We start from the raw sequence: 17,074 nt of genomic DNA on the forward strand, positions 1-17,074 counted from the left end.
GTGTACCGAAGAGGTACAGGATCAGGTCCTGGTCCAGGGTGATGCGGCCGAAGTCCATGGCGACCGTGGTGGTCGTCTTGTCCCCGGTGTGGGTCAGGTCGTCGATGCCCGCGCTCGCGGACGTCATCACGGCTTCCGTGCGCAGCGGGTTGATCTCCGAGACCGCGCCGACGAACGTGGTCTTGCCCACGCCGAAACCGCCCGCCACCACGATCTTCGCCGACGTGGTGGAACGGGCGGCACCGCCGCTAGAGCTTGCGAAGTCCACTGAGCACCCTCTCGAGCAGCGTTACGTCCGGCGTGCCGCCGGTCTCTCCATTGCCCGGCTGGTGGATCGCCACCATGCCGGCCTCCGCCAGGTCGGCGACGAGGATCCGGGCGACACCGAGTGGCATCTGGAGCAGCGCGGAGACCTCCGCCACCGACTTGACCTCACGGCAGAGGTGGCAGATCCGCTGGTGCTCGGGAAGGAGCGTGGCAAGGTGCGCCGGGTCTGCTGTGGTGCTGACCAGCGCCTCGATGGCGAGCTGGTAGCGCGGCCTGGTCCGGCCGCCGGTCATGGCGTACGGACGGACCAGCGGCTGGTCGCCTTCACTGTCGTACGCCGCGTCATGCAGTGCGCCGTACGAATCGTGTGAGGCGGGGGGCGGGGTCATTGGTTCCTCCGGGCGGAGACAGCAAGCCATCTGCGAGCCGTCAGACAGGGCCGGTGGGGGGCGAGGTGCGGCCGGGACGGATATCTGCATCGTGCGGGAGCGGTCCGGGCCGGAGGGGGGCGGCGTCGGTGGCTCCCGACCCCCGGCCTCGCGAGCGGCTCGGCCGGGGGGTTTGCGGTCAGTGGAGCAGGCTGCCCTGGAGCTCGGCGCGCAGGTCCGGCGTCAGGACGCTGCCCGCGCGGTCGACCAGGAGGGCCATCTCGTAGCCCACCAGGCCGATGTCGCACTCCGGGTGCGCGAGCACGGCCAGGGAGGAACCGTCGGACACGGACATCAGGAAGAGGAAGCCGCGCTCCATCTCCACCACGGTCTGGGCGACGCTGCCCCCCTCGAAGATCCGGGAGGCCCCGGCGGTCAGCGAGGTCAGCCCGGACGCCACGGCGGCCAGCTGGTCGGCGCGGTCGCGCGGGAAGCCTTCGGACATGGCGAGGAGCAGGCCGTCGGCGGAGACCACCACCGTGTGGGACACCCCGGGGGTGCTGTCCACAAAGTTGGTGATCAACCAGTTCAGGTTCTGTGCCGCCTGGCTCATCGGACTCAACTAACGCTCCTGCTGGTGAGTGGGGTCCACGTGGAAGCTGCCGGTGGAGCCGTTGCCGGCTTGCCGGCCCTGCTGGATGCCCCGGCGGAGATTGGTCAGCCGGCCGCGCACGTCGTCGGGCGCCCGGGAGACCTGGGGTCCTGCCTGGTGGTTCTGCTGCTGTGCGGTGCCCGGCACCAGGTTGGCGCGCGGGACCCGCTTGGGGAGTCCGGACGTGGTCACGCCGCCGGCGGCGGGCTTGCGGGCCCGCTCGGCCTGGCGGACCAGGTCGTCGTTGGGCGAACTGCGCCAGGCGCCGGAGCCGTTGGAGGCGTCCGAGCCGTTGGCGCCGTTGTTCGCGGTGGCGTTGCCGTTCCCGTTGCCGCCCTCGCGGACCGGGCGGCGCTCGGGGGCCGGCCGCTGCGGAGCGGCGCTCCGGCCCTGCGGGGCCTGCGGCTGCTGGGCCTGGGGCGCCTGCGGTGCGGACTGCTGCGGTTGGCCGCCCTGCTGGCCCTGCTGCTGGAACCAGTTGGTCTCAAGGGTGTCGAACAGCGGGGTCCGCCCGTCACCGGCACCGGCCGGCGGCAGGGCCTCGTGCTGCGGCTGCGCGGGCAGGCTGCCGGCCGGCTGGCGCGGGCCGCCGAACTCGTTGCCGTCCCGGCGCTGACGCGGGGCACCCTGACCGAAGTCCTGGCCCTGCTGGGGCGCCTGCTGCTGGTACTGCTGCGGCTGGGCCGGCTGCGGCGCGGGAGGACGCGGCGCGTTGAAGTCCGGGCGGGCGAACTCGGAGGTCGCCGCCGGGTTCTGCCGGTCGTCGGCCGCGGGGCGCTGGTAGGAGCCGGTGTCCTGGCCGGGCCGGGCGAACTGGCCGGTGCCGGACGCGTCCTGGTTCGGCCGGGGGAACGAGCCGGTGGCGGACGGGTCCTGGTCCGGACGCGGATACGAGCCGGTGGTGGACGACTGGTCGCCGTACCCGTTGTAGGAGCCCGGGCGCTCGAACTGCCCGGTCGCCGACGGGTCCTGCGCGGCCGGCGCGCCGAACACGTCGGGGCGTACGAACTGGCCGGTGCCCGCGTTCTGGTCCTGCTGGGTGCCCGGCGGGGGGCCGTCGAAGTCGGGGCGGGCGAACTCGGCGGTCGCGCCCGGGCCCTGGCGGTCGTCGGTGGCGGCGGGACGCGGGTACTGGCCGGTGTGCTGCTCCGGCTCCTCGTGGCCGCGCGGCGCGTCCAGGGCCGAGGACTGGTCGGTGCCCCAGCTCGCGGCCTGCGGCCGGGCCGGCTGCTGCCCCTGCGGGTTGCCGCCGGGCAGCTCGGCGCGCGGGGCGCCGGGCGGCGGGGTGATCGGGCGGTCGCCGCGGCGCGGGGCGGCCGGGGAAGCCGGGCCGCTGCCGAACGCGGACTGCTGGCCCTGCTGCGGGGGCTGCCCCTGCTGCGGGCCGCCGCCCCGGGGCGGCAGCGCGGCGCGCGGGCCGGGACCGCCGGTGACCTGGCCGCGCGGGGCGCCCGCGGCGAGCCGGCCGCCGGGAGCACCCGGGCCGCCGCTGAGCGGCCCTGCCGCGAGCCCGGCACGCGAGGGCGGGCCGCCCGCGAGACCGGGACGGCCACCCTGGCCGGCCGGAGCCTGCGGCTGACCGGCACCCGGCTTGCCGGGCACCTTCTTGCCGCCCTGGGCGACGTCGACGGGCAGCATGACGAGCGCGGTCGTACCGCCGGAGTCGGACGGGCGCAGCTGGATGCGGATGCCGTGTCGCAGGGACAGGCGGCCGACCACGAACAGACCCATGCGGCGCGAGACCGAGACGTCCACGGTGGGCGGCGACGCCAGCCGCTCGTTGATCGCGGCGAGGTCCTCGGGGGAGAGGCCGATGCCGGTGTCGTGGATCTCGACCAGAACGCGGCCGTCGGGCAGCGCGTGACCGGTGACGCGGACCTTGGTCTGCGGCGAGGAGAACGAGGTCGCGTTCTCGAGCAACTCGGCGAGGAGGTGCACGAGGTCGTTGACCACGCGTCCGGCGACCTCGGTCGCGGGCACGGCGGCCAGCTCGATGCGCTCGTACTGCTCCACCTCGGAGGCGGCGGCGCGGAGCACGTCGACCAGCGGGACCGGGCGGGTCCAGCGTCGGCCGGGCTCCTCACCGGCGAGGACGAGGAGGTTTTCGCCGTTACGGCGCATACGGGTCGCGAGGTGGTCCAGCTTGAACAGCGAGGACAGCTGGTCGGGGTCGGCCTCGCGGGACTCCAGTTCGGAGATGAGCGAGAGCTGACGCTGGATCAGACCCTGGGAGCGGCGCGAGAGGTTGGTGAACATCGCGTTGACGTTGCCTCGCAGAAGGGCCTGCTCGGCGGCGAGTCGTACGGCCTCGCGGTGCACGTCGTCGAAGGCCGCGGCCACCTGGCCGATCTCGTCCCGGGAGTGCACGCCGACCGACTCCACGGAGGTGTCGACGTCCTGCGGGTCCGACTCGGAGAGCTGCTTGACGAGCTCGGGCAGGCGGTCCTGGGCGACCCGGGTCGCGGTGTCCTGCAGCCGCCGCAGCGAGCGGATCATGGAGCGGGCCACGACGAACGCGCCGACCAGCGAGACGCCGAGGACGACGAGGATCAGCACACCGTTGAGGATCGCGTCGCGCTGCGAGGTGTCGCGGAGCTCGCGGGCCTTCTGCTCCATCTCACCGAGCAGGGTCTGCTCGATGGTCTTCATCTGGTTGATCTTGTTGGAGTCCTGGTCGTACCAGTCGAGGTACGAGCGCTTCTGCTCCTGGTTGATGCCGCCCGGGTTCTTCAGCACGCGCTGCGAGTACGCGTTGGCGGCGGTGATCTCCGAGTTGCCCTTGTCGAGCGGGGCCATCAGCTCGGTGGAGTTGCCGCCGTTGGCCTCGTACACGTTCTGGAACGAGGCGAGCGACTGGCGCTCGCCGTCCTGGGCGGCCTTGGCGTACAGGCGGTCGGGCTCCAGGAGGTTGCCGGACTTGTCCTTGGTGGCGGGCAGCGCCGCGGCGATGATCGCGCGCTGGACCGAGGCGTACTCCTTCGCGGAGGAGAAGGCGGCGAGCGCACGGGTCCGCTTGATCATCTCCGGGTTGGAGGTGGCCTGCGCCATGTCCTGGGAGAGGCTGAGCAGACCGCGGATGAGACGGCTGTAGGACTCGACCGTCTGCGAGTGAGTGGTGGTGGTGCCGTCGCCCTTGTACGCGGTCTTGCGGATGCTCTCCAGGTCCTGGAGCTGGATCGCGATGTTGGTGACGTTACGGCGGATCGACTCCAGGGCCTCGTCGTTCTCCGTGCCGCTGACGTCCTGCGTCGCCTGGATGAACGACTTCCGGACCAGGTCGGTGGCCCCGCGGTCGGTCTGGACGCGGGCGTCGGAGGTCTGGGTGGAGAGCGGGCCCGCCGAGTCGTCGCGCTCGGTCTGGAGCGCGGCGGCGAGCTCGGTCGCCTGCTTGGTCATGTCGGTGAGCAGCTGCATGTGGTCGAGCTGCTGCATGTCGTTCATCGACTGGTTGATGCGGAGCCCGCCCAGGGTGGTCGCGGCGACCACGGGGAGGGCGAGCAGGGCGACCAGTCGGGTCGAGATGCGCCAGTTGCGCAGGGCTATTCGGGAGCCCGTGTCCACGGGCCCCGTCGGCTTCCGTTCGGCGCCGTTCTGGTCGCCGCCGGAGGGACCCGAGGGCCCGCTGGTGCGCGCCGTCTGTCCGCCCGTCTCGCCGGCCGGTGAGGCGGAGGGGTTTTCGGGGCCCCGGGGGTTCTGGGCGTGCTGGGGCGAGGAACTGGCCGTCTTGGGGCCAGTCCCGCCCTGCGGCTCCTGCTCCGCCGCAGCGCTGCCATCCCTCTTGAAACGTCCCTGCACTAGCGTCGCAACCTCTGGACCAGGCGTCCCTCCGTAAAAACGGATAGGACGGTGTCGGCGTCATGGGGGGCACTGCGCGCCCCCTGTGTGGTCTGAGTGACCGGCGCTTGTCCTGCTCCCCCTCCCGCCGCACACCCGGCGCTGCGTTGCGCCCCTGCGCGCCGGTCAGTGACCCGCGGCGGTGCGTGGAATTCCAGCACAGTGCCGGATCTCCAACAAGGCCCGCGTACTGGGCCGTGACCTGAGTGACACATTGTGAGTATCGCGTCACAAAATGTAGAAAGTGATCACGGAGAAAACGGACTAATGCGTGCGAGTCGCTTAGGGGTGGGGGGTGTCCCAGTCGAGATGATCAGGAGCGGAATGAAGGGTTCAATACCGGAATGTCCGTTCCTGGACGGCCAGTTGACGGACCCTTATATCCCTTTTGTGGCTTGATTCGTGAGCAAACTCACATGTTGATCGTCGTCTCTACGACCCTTTGCCGGGAATTCGAATGTTTAGCCTGACGCTTTACAGGGATGGCCAATCCGACAACCGGCGCCCCCGCGGCGCCCGTACCGACAGGGTTCGTAGCAGAGATGAAGACGACGATGATCATCCGGAACATAGCCAACCCGCGCCGCACCACCCTCGCGCACCTCGCGGACGCCGAGGAGCTCCAGCGGCCGGCCCAGCCGGAGCACACCGTCGAGCTGCCCACCCAGACGGCCAACCCGCGCCGCACCATTTTGATGAAGGCCCCGGCCCCGGCCGACGCCGTCGAGGCCGCCGCCGTCTGATCCGGGAGCTCTCTCCGTCCTCCCCGTCGGCCCCGCCCGGCCCCCCCCGGCGGGACGCTCCGCCGCCGGTGGCGCCGCGGAGTAATGCGCACGGCCGGTGTCCCTGCCCGGTTAGCCTGGAGTGTCAGACTCCAGCCAGTACCAGTTAAGCGAAGTGAGGGGCGACAGCACTCGTGCGCATCGCCAGGTTCTCCATCGACGGCAATGTCGCCTTCGGAGCCGTCGAGGGCGAAGGCCCCGACGGTCTCGTACTCGACATCATCAAGGGCATCCCGTACGGCGACTTCGAACTCAGCGGCACCAAGGTGCCGCTGACCAAGGTCCGCCTCCTGCCGCCCGTGCTCCCCAACAAGGTCGTGGCCATCGGCCGCAACTACGCGGAGCACGCCAAGGAGCTCGGCAACGAGGTCCCCGAGGTGCCGGTCGCCTTCTTCAAGCCGACCACCTCGGTGATCGGCCCCGGCGACACCATCGAGTACCCCTCCTTCTCCAACGAGCTGCACCACGAGGCGGAACTCGCCGTCGTCATCGGCCGCATGTGCCGCGAGGTCCCGCGCGAGCGCGTCAAGGACGTGATCTTCGGCTACACCTGCGCCAACGACGTCACCGCCCGTGACGTTCAGCAGCGCGAGAAGCAGTGGGCCCGCGCCAAGGGCTTCGACACCTCGTGCCCGCTGGGCCCCTGGGTGGAGACCGAGCTCGACCCCACGGATCTCACCATCCAGGCCACGGTCAACGGTGAACAGCGCCAGCTCGGCCGAACCGCGGACATGGTCCGCTCCATCGAGGACCTGGTCGTCCACATCACCGAGGCCATGACGCTGCTCCCGGGCGACGTCATCCTCACGGGGACTCCGGCCGGAGTCGGCCCCCTCAACGTCGGCGACGAGGTCGCCGTCACCATCGAAGGCATCGGCACTCTCACCAACAGGGTGATCAAGCGTGGCTAACGCGAACGTCCGCGTACGTTTCTGTCCCTCCCCGACCGGCAACCCCCACGTGGGCCTGGTCCGCACCGCCCTGTTCAACTGGGCGTTCGCCCGGCACCACGGCGGCACGTTCGTCTTCCGCATCGAGGACACCGACGCGGCCCGCGACAGCGAGGACTCCTACAACCAGCTCCTCGACTCCCTGCGCTGGCTGGGCTTCGACTGGGACGAGGGCCCGGAGGTGGGCGGCCCGCACGAGCCGTACCGCCAGTCGCAGCGGATGGACCTCTACAAGGACGTCGCCGAGAAGCTGCTCGCCGCCGGCAAGGCGTACAACTGCTACTGCACGACCGAGGAGCTCGACGCCCGCCGCGAGGCCGCCCGCGCGGCCGGCAAGCCGTCCGGCTACGACGGCCACTGCCGCGAGCTGAGCGCCGAGCAGGCCGAGGCGTACAGGGCGGAGGGCCGCGCGGCGATCGTCCGCTTCCGCATGCCCGACGAGCCGATCACCTTCACGGACCTGGTCCGCGGCGAGCTGACCTTCACCCCGGACAACGTGCCGGACTACGGCATCGTCCGCGCGAACGGGGCGCCGCTGTACACGCTGGTGAACCCGGTCGACGACGCCCTGATGGAGATCACCCACGTCCTGCGCGGCGAGGACCTGCTGTCCTCGACCCCGCGCCAGATCGCCCTGTACAAGGCGCTGATCGAGCTGGGCGTGGCGAAGGAGATCCCGTCCTTCGGACACCTGCCGTACGTGATGGGCGAGGGCAACAAGAAGCTCTCGAAGCGAGACCCGCAGGCCTCCCTGAACATCTACCGGGAGCGAGGCTTCCTCCCGGAAGGCCTCCTGAACTACCTCTCCCTCCTGGGCTGGTCGTTCTCGGCCGACCAGGACGTCTTCTCGATCCAGGACATGGTCGCGAAGTTCGACATCGGGGACGTGAACGCGAACCCGGCCCGCTTCGACCTGAAGAAGGCCGAGTCCATCAACGCGGACCACATCCGCATGCTGGACGAGCAGGCGTTCGCCGCGGCCTGCGAGCCGTGGCTGCGCGCCCCGCACGCGAACTGGTCCCCGGAGTCCTTCGACGAGAAGGCCTGGCAGGCCATCGCGCCCCACGCGCAGACCCGCGTGACCGTCCTCTCCGACATCACGGCGAACGTGGACTTCCTCTTCCTGGACCAGCCGGTCGAGGACGAGGCGTCCTGGGCGAAGGCGATGAAGGAGGGCTCGGACGCGCTGCTTCGCACGGCCCGCGAGAAGCTGGACTCGGCGGACTGGACGTCCCCCGAGTCCCTCAAGAACGCGGTCCTGGCAGCGGGTGAGGAGCACGGCCTGAAGCTGGGCAAGGCCCAGGCTCCGGTCCGCGTAGCCGTAACGGGCCGCACGGTGGGCCTCCCCCTCTTCGAGTCCCTGGAAATCCTGGGCAAGGAGAAGACGCTGGCGCGCATCGACGCGGCGCTGGCGAAGCTGGCGGCGTAGTCGTAGGCGACAGCTCGACGAGGGGCGGCAGCCATGGGGCTGCCGCCCCTTTGGCATGCCGAGCCTGCCCGCCCATCCGCGTACGTCCCTGACTCAGGCATCCTCGAACCGCCACGCAACAAGGATCCGATCCGAGTCCACAGAGATGGGACAGATGTCATACAGGGTGACCGCGAGCGAGTTGAAGTGGAACCCGGTCACGAGGAATTGAGCCTCCTCGCCGTCTTCGGCGTGACCGTGATTGGTGAAGTATTCGACGCCGGGCCCGAAGGAATCCAGAACTTCCTGGATGGAGCGGGCCAGCACGAGGTCGGACGCGATGAGTTGCGCATCCAGCCCGTGGAAGAGCGACCCGGAGAGGATCAGCTTCAGCAGGTCCTCGGCGCCGCGCCGCGCGACAGGCACAAGGCTCTCCCGAAGCCGGTCGAGGGACGCCTCCCCGAGCAATGGAGCGGGATCGACACCGATTCCCTGTATTCCGTGAGAGGGGTCCATCCGGGGCCGGATTCGTCGACCATGAGGCGCGGCGACTTTGGCACCCGGGCCTCGGCCACGCTGGCGTAGCAGCTGAAATGCGGGCCGAACCGGGACAGTGCGTCTCGGGCCGGCGTCAGCAGGCCTTCGGGGTTCTCCGAAAAGCTTGGAACCTTGGTGATCCGGCACCAATCGTCCGCGTGCGCGACCAACAGCCGCACCGCGGTCCCCGTATCGATTTCGCGGAGCTTCCGGGCGATCTCCTCGGCGGAGCCGGGGGTGAACGGGAAGTCGGGCCGCGAGGATGTCCGCTCGATGGAGTCCTCGTCCCAGTCCTGGCCGGCCCAACCGCACGGATCGGCCACCTCCCGCCGCATGACGGCCAACGCGTCCTCCTCCCACGCTCCGCTGCCCCGATGCCCGACGGCGACGAAGACGTACTCGTCCTCGAACAGGGCGCAAAGAGCCGCGGCTCAGCCTTCTTCGCCTACCGTGTACATGAGTTGGGATCCCAACGAGGAGGAAGCAGACAACACGCCGTAACGGTACGGAAGTTGTTCCTGAGGCAGAAGTTGCCGCGAAGGCACCGCCGTCCCCGACCCGCATGTCAGTGCTCCGAGTTATGTTTTCTGGCAGTGCGGAAAACCGCCGACCACTGCCGCCGTGCCTTCCCGGGAGACCCTCATGCCCATGCCCGCCCCCGACTTCTCCTGGCACTTCACGCCGGGCAACACCTTCACCGAGGAGTCGGGCACCAGCGGCACGCTGAGTGTGGTGGCCGGTGGGGAGTTGTGGCTGCACACCGGGCGGGTCATCGCCTGTGACCCGTTCGTCTCGCTCGGGGCCGGCGAGGCCGAGCCGTTCACGGCGCAGGTGGAGCCGGGGCGGTACCGGGTGGACGCGGCCGTGGCGACGCTGGTGCGCGAGGGGGAGCCGGAGGCGGACACCCCGCATCTGCGGGTGGCCGCCGCGCGCCTCGTCATAAAGGAGGCCCCGACCGTCTCGTGGGAACTCGCGCTCCAGCCCGGCCAGGACCTGGCCGAGCTCGATGACGAGGAGTTCTTCGGATACGGGGTCGACGCGGGCACCGGCTGCTTCTACGACGCCGGGTCCGACGGCTCCTTCCCGGACTGCGACGGCGACGAGGGCCCGCTGTGGGACGCCTTCGACACCGTCCCGCCCTCGCCGGGCCCGCACACCGTCACCGACCCCGCGACCGGCCACAACCTGATCGCCTTCACCTCGGGCTGGGGCGACGGCGCCTACCCGACCTGGATAGGCCGGGACGAAGCGGGCGCGATCACCTGCTTCGTCACCGACTTCTTCGTCGTTCCGGTCGAAGCGCTCGTCCCCTGACGTAGCGGCCCCCGGCCGCATGTGCCAGAACGCCGTCCGCGGTCCGGACGCAGGGCCTACGCTCGGAGTATGGCCATCCGTGCGGTCCTGTGGGACATCGACGACACGATCTTCGACTACTCCGCGGCCTCCCGTTCCGGCATGCGTACGCACCTCGGCCTGGAGGGACTGCCCGACGCATACGAATCCGTGGAGCGGGCGCTGGATCACTGGGCCGAGATCACGGCCTACCACTGGGCGCGGTTCGCGGCGGGGGAGACCGACTGGCACGGGCAGTGCCGCGACCGGGTACGGGCCTTCGTCGGCGACGCCATGAGCGACGAGGAGGCCGACGCCTGGTACGACCGGCACGTCGCGCACTACGAAGCCGCCTGGAGCCTCTTCCCGGACACCCTGCCCGTCCTCGACGTACTCGCCGAGGGCTACCGGCACGCCATCCTCTCCAATTCCTCCCTCTCCAGCCAGGAGCGGAAGCTCCGGATCCTCGGCGTACGGGACCGGTTCGAGGCGCTGCTGTGCGCCGCCGAACTCGGCATCGCCAAGCCGGAGGCGGCCGCCTTCCACGCCGGCTGCGAGGCACTCGGACTGCCGCCGGAGGAAGTCGTCTACGTCGGCGACCAGCCGGACATCGACGCACGCGGGGCGGACGATGCGGGGCTCAGGGGAGTCTGGCTGGATCGCTCGGGGACCGGCGGACGACCCGAGCTCATCCGCATCACAGGACTCGACCAGCTCCCCGACCTCCTGCGGCTCGATACCCGTTTTGGAGCGCCGGACACCTTCGGGTAATGTTCTTCCTGCGCCGAGGGGAGCGGGAAGAAAAGCCCCGAACCGAAAGCGCAAGCCGAGCAAAACTCCCCATGGGAGTTGCGTTTTGGTGGGCTATGGTGTAATTGGCAGCACGACGGTTTCTGGTTCCGTTAGTCTAGGTTCGAGTCCTGGTAGCCCAGCTCGCAGAGCTTTATCTGCAAGGCCCCCGTTGTGTAGCGGCCTAGCACGCCGCCCTCTCAAGGCGGTAGCGCCGGTTCGAATCCGGTCGGGGGTACAGATCCTTCCCGCGGGATCACCAGGGTCGCACCCGGTGAACTCGATGCAGGATCGCTAGGGCCCCCGTTGTGTAGCGGCCTAGCACGCCGCCCTCTCAAGGCGGTAGCGCCGGTTCGAATCCGGTCGGGGGTACTGGTCTAAACCACCATGGGCTATGGTGTAATTGGCAACACTACGGTTTCTGGTACCGTCATTCTAGGTTCGAGTCCTGGTAGCCCAGCGGGTCTTTTCAAGATCCTGGATCTTCTTCGAAGGTCCGAAATTGCAGGCAGGCCCCCGTTGTGTAGCGGCCTAGCACGCCGCCCTCTCAAGGCGGTAGCGCCGGTTCGAATCCGGTCGGGGGTACGCACAGAGAATGGGCCCTTCGCATCTTGCGGAGGGCCTTTTCGTTTGCCCGGGCATGTATCCCGGCACGGATCCGGACGCACGCCTCGCACGCACCCCGGCGGGCTCAACTCCCGTATCGCGCAGAGAAGTTCGGCACAGCCGGACCGAACCGTCCTTTCCGCATCGCCCGTTGAACGGCCCCGGACACACCTCCGGCCCACCGCTGCGGCGTTGAAGCGGTGGGCCGGAATGTGACAGAAGGGGAAGGCGTCAGCCGTTGCGGCGCAGGGCCTCGGACAGACGGGCGGCGGCGTCGATGACCGCCTGGGCGTGCATCCGGCCCGGGTGCCGGGTCAGGCGCTCGATCGGGCCGGAGACCGAGACGGCGGCCACCACCCGGTTCGACGGGCCGCGTACCGGCGCCGACACCGAGGCCACGCCCGGCTCGCGCTCGCCGATCGACTGGGCCCAGCCCCTGCGCCGTACCCCGGACAGGGCCGTCGCCGTGAAGCGGGCGCCCTGGAGGCCGCGGTGCAGGCGCTCCGGCTCCTCCCAGGCCATGAGGATCTGGGCGGACGAGCCGGCCTTCATGGTCAGCGTCGAGCCGACCGGGACGGTGTCGCGCAGGCCGGAGAGGCGCTCGGCGGCCGCCACGCAGATCCGCATGTCGCCCTGCCGGCGGTAGAGCTGGGCGCTCTCGCCGGTGACGTCGCGCAGATGCGTCAGGACCGGGCCGGCCGTGGCCAGCAGGCGGTCCTCGCCGGCCGCTGCCGCGAGCTCTGCCAGGCGCGGGCCGAGAATGAAACGGCCCTGCATGTCCCGAGCCACCATCCGGTGGTGTTCCAGTGCCACGGCGAGGCGGTGTGCCGTGGGTCGTGCGAGCCCAGTGGCCGCGACCAGACCTGCGAGGGTGGCCGGACCGGACTCCAGAGCGCTCAAGACAAGGGCAGCCTTGTCCAGAACGCCTACGCCGCTAGAGTTGTCCATGCAACGATATTCGCGTCTCACTCTGTGAAACGCAAGTTCAATTTTCTCCGGAAGTCGTCAAGCTGTACTGGCGATCCGTACAACGGAGCGCGGCCCCGCCCGGGGCGTGCGGTACGGGCATGGGCAATCGATCTCTAGTAGTGCCGGCGACGACGTCGGCCGGAGGGAAGGCGATGGGTAGGACACTCGCGGAGAAGGTCTGGGACGACCATGTCGTCAGGCGCGCCGAGGGCGAGCCGGACCTGCTCTTCATCGATCTGCACCTGCTGCACGAGGTGACCAGCCCGCAGGCCTTCGACGGACTGCGCAAGAACGGTCGCCAGGTGCGGCGCCTCGACCTCACCATCGCCACCGAGGACCACAACACCCCGACCATCGACATCGACAAGCCGATCGCGGACCCGGTCTCGCGGGTCCAGCTGGAGACGCTGCGCAAGAACTGCGCCGAGTTCGGTGTGCGCCTGCACCCGCTGGGTGACGTCGAGCAGGGTGTTGTCCACGTGGTGGGACCGCAGCTGGGACTGACCCAGCCCGGCACCACCGTGGTCTGCGGCGACTCGCACACCTCCACGCACGGCGCCTTCGGCGCGCTGGCGTTCGGCATCGGCACCAGCCAGGTCGAGCACGTCCTGGCCACCCAGACGCTGCCGCTGGCCCCGTTCAAGACGATGGCGATCACCGTGGAGGGCGAGCTGCCCGATGGTGTCACGGCCAAGGACCTGATCCTCGCCATCATCGCGAGGATCGGCACCGGCGGCGGCCAGGGCTACGTCCTGGAGTACCGGGGCTCGGCCATCGAGAAGCTGTCGATGGAAGCCCGCATGACCATTTGCAACATGTCGATCGAGGCCGGCGCCCGCGCGGGCATGATCGCCCCCGACAAGACCACGTTCGACTACCTGGAAGGCCGCGTCCACGCCCCGCAGGGCGAGGACTGGGACGCGGCGGTCGAGTACTGGAAGACGCTGAAGACGGACGAGGACGCGGTCTTCGACGCCGAGGTCGTCATCAAGGCCGACGAGCTCTCGCCGTTCGTCACCTGGGGCACCAACCCCGGCCAGGGCGCGCCCTTGTCGGCGAACGTCCCCGACCCGGCTTCGTACGAGGACGCTTCGGAGCGCCTGGCCGCCGAAAAGGCCCTGGAATACATGGGGTTGACCGCCGGGCAGCCGCTGCGCGACATCAACGTCGACACCGTCTTCGTAGGTTCGTGCACCAACGGCCGCATCGAGGACCTGCGCAACGCGGCCGCCGTCATCGAGGGCCGCAAAGTCGCCGACGGCGTACGGATGCTGGTCGTCCCGGGCTCGGTCCGGGTCGCGCTGCAGGCCATGGACGAGGGCCTGGACAAGGTCTTCACGGCCGCCGGCGCCGAATGGCGGCACGCGGGCTGCTCGATGTGCCTGGGCATGAACCCGGACCAGCTGGCCCCCGGCGAGCGCTCCGCGTCCACCTCCAACCGCAACTTCGAGGGCAGGCAGGGCAAGGGCGGCCGCACCCACCTGGTTTCGCCCCAGGTCGCCGCCGCGACAGCGGTTCTCGGCCACCTGGCCTCGCCCGCCGACCTGTCCGACGTCCGTACCCCCGTGGAGGCCTGAGAACCATGGAAGCTTTCACCACGCACACCGGCCGGGCCGTTCCGCTGCGCCGCTCCAACGTCGACACCGACCAGATCATCCCGGCCCACTGGCTGAAGAAGGTCACCCGCGACGGCTTCGAGGACGGATTGTTCGAGGCCTGGCGCAAGGACTCCGAGTTCGTCCTGAACAAGCCCGAGCGCAAGGGCGCCACGGTTTTGGTGGCAGGGCCCGACTTCGGCACCGGCTCCTCCCGTGAGCACGCGGTGTGGGCGCTGCAGAACTACGGCTTCAAAACGGTGATCTCGTCCCGCTTCGCCGACATCTTCCGCGGCAACTCGCTGAAGAACGGGCTGCTCACCGTCGTTCTCGACCAGAAAGTCGTGGACGCGCTGTGGGAGCTGACCGAGCGCGACCCCAACGCCGAAATCACCGTTGACCTGCAGGATCGCCAGGTTCGTGCGGAAGGCGTCACCGCCGACTTCGAACTCGACGAGAACGCCCGCTGGCGGCTCCTGAACGGCCTGGACGACATCTCGATCACGCTCCAGAACGAGCCCGACATCGCCTCCTACGAGGCCCGCCGACCCGCCTTCAAGCCCAGCACGATCCAGGCCTGAACCGCGTATTGACCCCCCTTCGGCTGCATCGCGCCCCCCGTTTTCCGGATTGATTTCCGGGCGGGGGGCGCGTCGCGTTTTGGGCTCCGGGGGTGACGTCAACTAGCCTTGTACGCAGGGCAGATGGCTGGATAGTCGCTTGCGCGATCGAGGTACCGTACGGACGTCCAGGAGTCGCTGGATTCGCTCAGTTGCCCCCGCCGGAGGTGACAACTCGCCTCAGATGGCACAATCGACGCATGGAACGCGACAGCCAACTCAAGCTCTACGGGCTGGTGGCGGACCAACTGAAAGAAGCGCACACAAGGGTGCGCGAACTGCAAGTCCCGGAGGGCGTACGGATGGCGCTGTCCCGGAAGCTGCTGGTCATAACAGCAGCGGCCAAACACGATCTCGCCGATGCGGCAACGCGTCTGGAGCGGTTGATGAAGGACCTCGACGAGGGCCGATTCCCCGAAGGTGACTGAGCCGTAAGGAACTCGGCGAGAGCCGACTTCGTTGCGGCACTAGGGTGATTAGCCCGTTTCGTGTTTGATTTGCGGTATATATCTGCCTAACGTGCGAAAAGGCCTGGACACTTTCGCTCAGGCAATGTCTCCGAAGGGGAAGACGTGAACAAGGCGCAGCTCGTAGAAGCGATTGCCGACAAGGTCGGCGGCCGTCAGCAGGCCGCGGACGCGGTGGACGCGGTGCTGGACGCGATCGTCCGTGCGGTCGTCGCCGGCGACCGCGTCTCGGTCACCGGTTTCGGCTCGTTCGAAAAGGTCGACCGCCCGGCCCGGTACGCCCGCAACCCGCAGACGGGTGAGCGCGTACGGGTCAAGAAGACCTCGGTTCCGCGGTTCCGCGCGGGTCAGGGCTTCAAGGACCTCGTCGCGGGCTCGAAGAAGCTCCCGAAGAACGACGTGGCCGTCAAGAAGGCCCCCAAGGGCAGCCTCTCCGGCGGTACTTCGACCCGCAGCACCGTCAAGAAGGCCGCGGCCAAGAAGGCCACCGCCAAGAAGACGGTCGCCAAGAAGGCCACCGCGGTGAAGAAGACCACCGCGGCGAAGACCACGGCGGCCAAGAAGGCCACCACGAAGAAGGCCACCGCCAAGAAGACGACGGCCACCGCCAAGAAGGCCGCGCCGGCGAAGAAGGCCGCGACCGCCAAGAAGGCCGCCGCGAAGAAGACCGCGCCGGCCAAGAAGGCCGTCGCGAAGAAGGCCCCCGCGAAGAAGGCCACGGCGCGCAAGACCACCGCCAAGAAGGCGACCGCTCGCAAGAAGTAGTCACCAGCGGCGAGGCTCAAGCGCCGGGCCGGGCTCCCCTCGGGGAGACCCGGCCCGCGGCCGTTTTCGGCCAAGTCGCCCCGCGCGCTCCGGGGCTCAGAACGTCTGCAGCGTCACCAGCGTGATGCGCAGGTCCGCCCCCGACCCCTCGGTCTCGATGCGGACCCGCTGGCCCGGCCGCAGCAGCCGCAGCCCGCCCGCCTCGAAGGCCGGGGCCCCGAAGTCCACCGGGGTGCCGTCGTCGAGCAGCACACTGCCGCTGCGGGTCTCGGAGTCGTACGTGTACGCGGTCGCCTGCATACCCGCCAGCCTAGTGCCCCCGTACGGGATCCAGGGCGCCCCGCAGGGCCGCGGTGGCCGGGCCCACGCCGAGGGACAGCGCGGCCCGCAGGTCCGCGCCCGTGTCGACGTCCCGGCGCACCGAATCCACGCCGTCGAGCAGGATTTCGGCGGCCCCGGAAGCCGAATGGGCCGCCCGTGAAGGACCGCCGAATACCGGGTTCAAATCCCTGCCCGGAACCGCCGAAAGGAAAGTCGTCCCGATTCCCGCCGCATCCGCGAGAAAAGCCCGCGGAAATGCGGCGGCCGCGGCGAGCACCCGGCCCAGTTCCGCGGGGCGCAGCGCGGGCAGATCCGCGTTGAGGGCGGCCACCGGGAGCGCCGGATGCCGCGAGCGCAGCCGGTACGCCCCGTGCGCCAGCGCGGCGTTGAGACCCGCGCCGGGGGAGTCGGGCACGATGCGCGCACCCAGCGCGGCCAGCTCCGCGCCCGCCGGCGGATCATCCGTGACGACCGCCACATTGCGCACCGCGGGACATTCCAGCGCGGCGGCCACGGTGTCCAGGGCGAACGCGAGGGCGAGCCGCGGGCGGAGCTCGTCGCCGACGGCGGCTGCCAGCCTGCTCTTGGCCAGGGCCAAGGGCTTCAGCGGGATGACGAGGGACCAGCGGGCAGCTGTTGCGGTGTTCGTGGCGTCCCCTCCGTCCGGGCGCCGCCTGGATCGGGCCGGGCGGCGGCGGGCTTCATTGTCACCCGCCCGGAGGGCCGCCGTGCGGGCCGGGGCGTACGGTGTTCTCGACAGACCAGGGGCCTGGGGCGACACTTGCCCCCAGCAGCCACGCAGAGTCAGTTCC

18 protein-coding genes and 5 tRNA genes are annotated in these 17,074 nt (G+C 69.8%); 14 read left to right on the forward strand and 9 right to left on the reverse strand.

Translation table 11 applies throughout. The features are described 5' to 3' along the window. The 4 genes from IE206_RS31265 to IE206_RS31280 form a co-directional block, all read right to left on the reverse strand. Window positions 1-268 (reverse strand): ATP/GTP-binding protein (locus IE206_RS31265; protein WP_189968086.1); only part of this gene is annotated, 268 nt, incomplete at its 3' end. Beyond that, window positions 249-656 (reverse strand): DUF742 domain-containing protein, encoded by a 408-nt coding sequence (locus IE206_RS31270; protein ID WP_189968088.1) that lies wholly within the window; start codon window positions 654-656, stop codon window positions 249-251. The genes IE206_RS31270 and IE206_RS31265, both read right to left, overlap by 20 nt. A 178-nt stretch (window positions 657-834) precedes the next feature. Then, window positions 835-1,248, reverse strand: a complete 414-nt coding sequence (locus tag IE206_RS31275; RefSeq protein ID WP_189968090.1) for a roadblock/LC7 domain-containing protein — start codon at window positions 1,246-1,248, stop codon at window positions 835-837. 9 nt (window positions 1,249-1,257) lie between these two features. Continuing rightward, window positions 1,258-5,082: a sensor histidine kinase gene (locus IE206_RS31280; protein ID WP_189968092.1), complete on the reverse strand. Its 3,825-nt coding sequence runs from the start codon at window positions 5,080-5,082 to the stop codon at window positions 1,258-1,260. Window positions 5,083-5,663: 581 nt separating this feature from the next. Between IE206_RS31280 and IE206_RS31285 the strand changes: the two genes are divergently transcribed. From IE206_RS31285 to gltX, 3 genes are all read left to right on the forward strand, one after another. Beyond that, window positions 5,664-5,864, forward strand: a complete 201-nt coding sequence (locus tag IE206_RS31285) for a hypothetical protein (RefSeq protein ID WP_189968271.1) — start codon at window positions 5,664-5,666, stop codon at window positions 5,862-5,864. A 173-nt stretch (window positions 5,865-6,037) separates the two neighbouring features. Then, a complete protein-coding gene (locus IE206_RS31290; protein WP_189968094.1) occupies window positions 6,038-6,814 on the forward strand; it encodes a fumarylacetoacetate hydrolase family protein in 777 nt (258 codons plus the stop codon). Next, entirely contained in the window at window positions 6,807-8,282 is a 1,476-nt protein-coding gene (gltX, locus tag IE206_RS31295) for a glutamate--tRNA ligase (protein ID WP_189968096.1), read from the forward strand. The genes IE206_RS31290 and gltX overlap by 8 nt, the downstream gene beginning before the upstream one ends. A gap of 93 nt (window positions 8,283-8,375) precedes the next feature. Here gltX and IE206_RS31300 read toward each other — a convergent pair whose 3' ends face one another. Then, window positions 8,376-8,687 carry a hypothetical protein gene (locus tag IE206_RS31300; protein ID WP_189968098.1) on the reverse strand — a complete coding sequence of 104 codons (312 nt, stop codon included), beginning with the start codon at window positions 8,685-8,687 and terminating at the stop codon, window positions 8,376-8,378. Further along, complete coding sequence (locus IE206_RS31305; RefSeq protein ID WP_189968100.1) at window positions 8,651-9,142, reverse strand: hypothetical protein; 492 nt, start codon at window positions 9,140-9,142, stop codon at window positions 8,651-8,653. The genes IE206_RS31300 and IE206_RS31305 overlap by 37 nt, the downstream gene beginning before the upstream one ends. Before the next feature lie 298 nt (window positions 9,143-9,440). Here IE206_RS31305 and IE206_RS31310 point away from each other — a divergent pair, with 298 nt between their 5' ends. The 7 genes from IE206_RS31310 to IE206_RS31340 all read left to right on the forward strand — a co-directional run bounded on the left by IE206_RS31310 (window position 9,441) and on the right by IE206_RS31340 (window position 11,504). Then, window positions 9,441-10,112, forward strand: a complete 672-nt coding sequence (locus IE206_RS31310; RefSeq protein WP_189968102.1) for a DUF4241 domain-containing protein — start codon at window positions 9,441-9,443, stop codon at window positions 10,110-10,112. Window positions 10,113-10,181: 69 nt separating this feature from the next. Next, complete coding sequence (locus tag IE206_RS31315) at window positions 10,182-10,901, forward strand: HAD family hydrolase (protein WP_189968104.1); 720 nt, start codon at window positions 10,182-10,184, stop codon at window positions 10,899-10,901. Between the two features lie 89 nt (window positions 10,902-10,990). Next, a tRNA-Gln gene (locus IE206_RS31320) sits at window positions 10,991-11,062 on the forward strand. 22 nt (window positions 11,063-11,084) lie between these two features. Further along, window positions 11,085-11,157, forward strand: a tRNA-Glu gene (locus tag IE206_RS31325). 61 nt (window positions 11,158-11,218) lie between these two features. Beyond that, window positions 11,219-11,291: transfer RNA gene (locus IE206_RS31330), tRNA-Glu, on the forward strand. 16 nt (window positions 11,292-11,307) lie between these two features. Next, window positions 11,308-11,379 (forward strand) — tRNA-Gln (locus IE206_RS31335). Window positions 11,380-11,431: 52 nt separating this feature from the next. Beyond that, window positions 11,432-11,504: transfer RNA gene (locus tag IE206_RS31340), tRNA-Glu, on the forward strand. A 252-nt stretch (window positions 11,505-11,756) separates the two neighbouring features. Here IE206_RS31340 and ndgR read toward each other — a convergent pair. Then, the gene (gene ndgR / locus IE206_RS31345; protein ID WP_005311436.1) at window positions 11,757-12,473 is read right to left on the reverse strand and encodes an IclR family transcriptional regulator NdgR; all 717 of its coding nucleotides are present in this window, start codon (window positions 12,471-12,473) and stop codon (window positions 11,757-11,759) included. 173 nt (window positions 12,474-12,646) lie between these two features. On the opposite strand from ndgR, the gene leuC reads away from it, so the two are divergent. The 4 genes from leuC (at window position 12,647) to IE206_RS31365 (ending at window position 15,941) form a co-directional block, all read left to right on the forward strand. Next, complete coding sequence (gene leuC / locus IE206_RS31350) at window positions 12,647-14,071, forward strand: 3-isopropylmalate dehydratase large subunit (RefSeq protein WP_189968106.1); 1,425 nt, start codon at window positions 12,647-12,649, stop codon at window positions 14,069-14,071. Between the two features lie 5 nt (window positions 14,072-14,076). Beyond that, the gene (gene leuD, locus IE206_RS31355; protein WP_189968108.1) at window positions 14,077-14,670 is read left to right on the forward strand and encodes a 3-isopropylmalate dehydratase small subunit; all 594 of its coding nucleotides are present in this window, start codon (window positions 14,077-14,079) and stop codon (window positions 14,668-14,670) included. A gap of 239 nt (window positions 14,671-14,909) precedes the next feature. Next, complete coding sequence (locus tag IE206_RS31360; protein ID WP_053727896.1) at window positions 14,910-15,137, forward strand: SCO5555 family protein; 228 nt, start codon at window positions 14,910-14,912, stop codon at window positions 15,135-15,137. A 144-nt stretch (window positions 15,138-15,281) separates the two neighbouring features. Next, window positions 15,282-15,941: an HU family DNA-binding protein gene (locus tag IE206_RS31365; protein ID WP_189968110.1), complete on the forward strand. Its 660-nt coding sequence runs from the start codon at window positions 15,282-15,284 to the stop codon at window positions 15,939-15,941. Between the two features lie 96 nt (window positions 15,942-16,037). Here the strand turns inward: IE206_RS31365 and IE206_RS31370 are convergent, their stop codons facing one another. Then, window positions 16,038-16,241 carry a hypothetical protein gene (locus tag IE206_RS31370; protein WP_189968112.1) on the reverse strand — a complete coding sequence of 68 codons (204 nt, stop codon included), beginning with the start codon at window positions 16,239-16,241 and terminating at the stop codon, window positions 16,038-16,040. 10 nt (window positions 16,242-16,251) lie between these two features. Next, window positions 16,252-16,875 carry a 2-phospho-L-lactate guanylyltransferase gene (gene cofC / locus IE206_RS31375; RefSeq protein ID WP_226600025.1) on the reverse strand — a complete coding sequence of 208 codons (624 nt, stop codon included), beginning with the start codon at window positions 16,873-16,875 and terminating at the stop codon, window positions 16,252-16,254. Window positions 16,876-17,074: the final 199 nt, after the last annotated feature.

The organism is Streptomyces violascens (assembly GCF_014649955.1).
Lineage (GTDB): Bacteria > Actinomycetota > Actinomycetes > Streptomycetales > Streptomycetaceae > Streptomyces > Streptomyces violascens.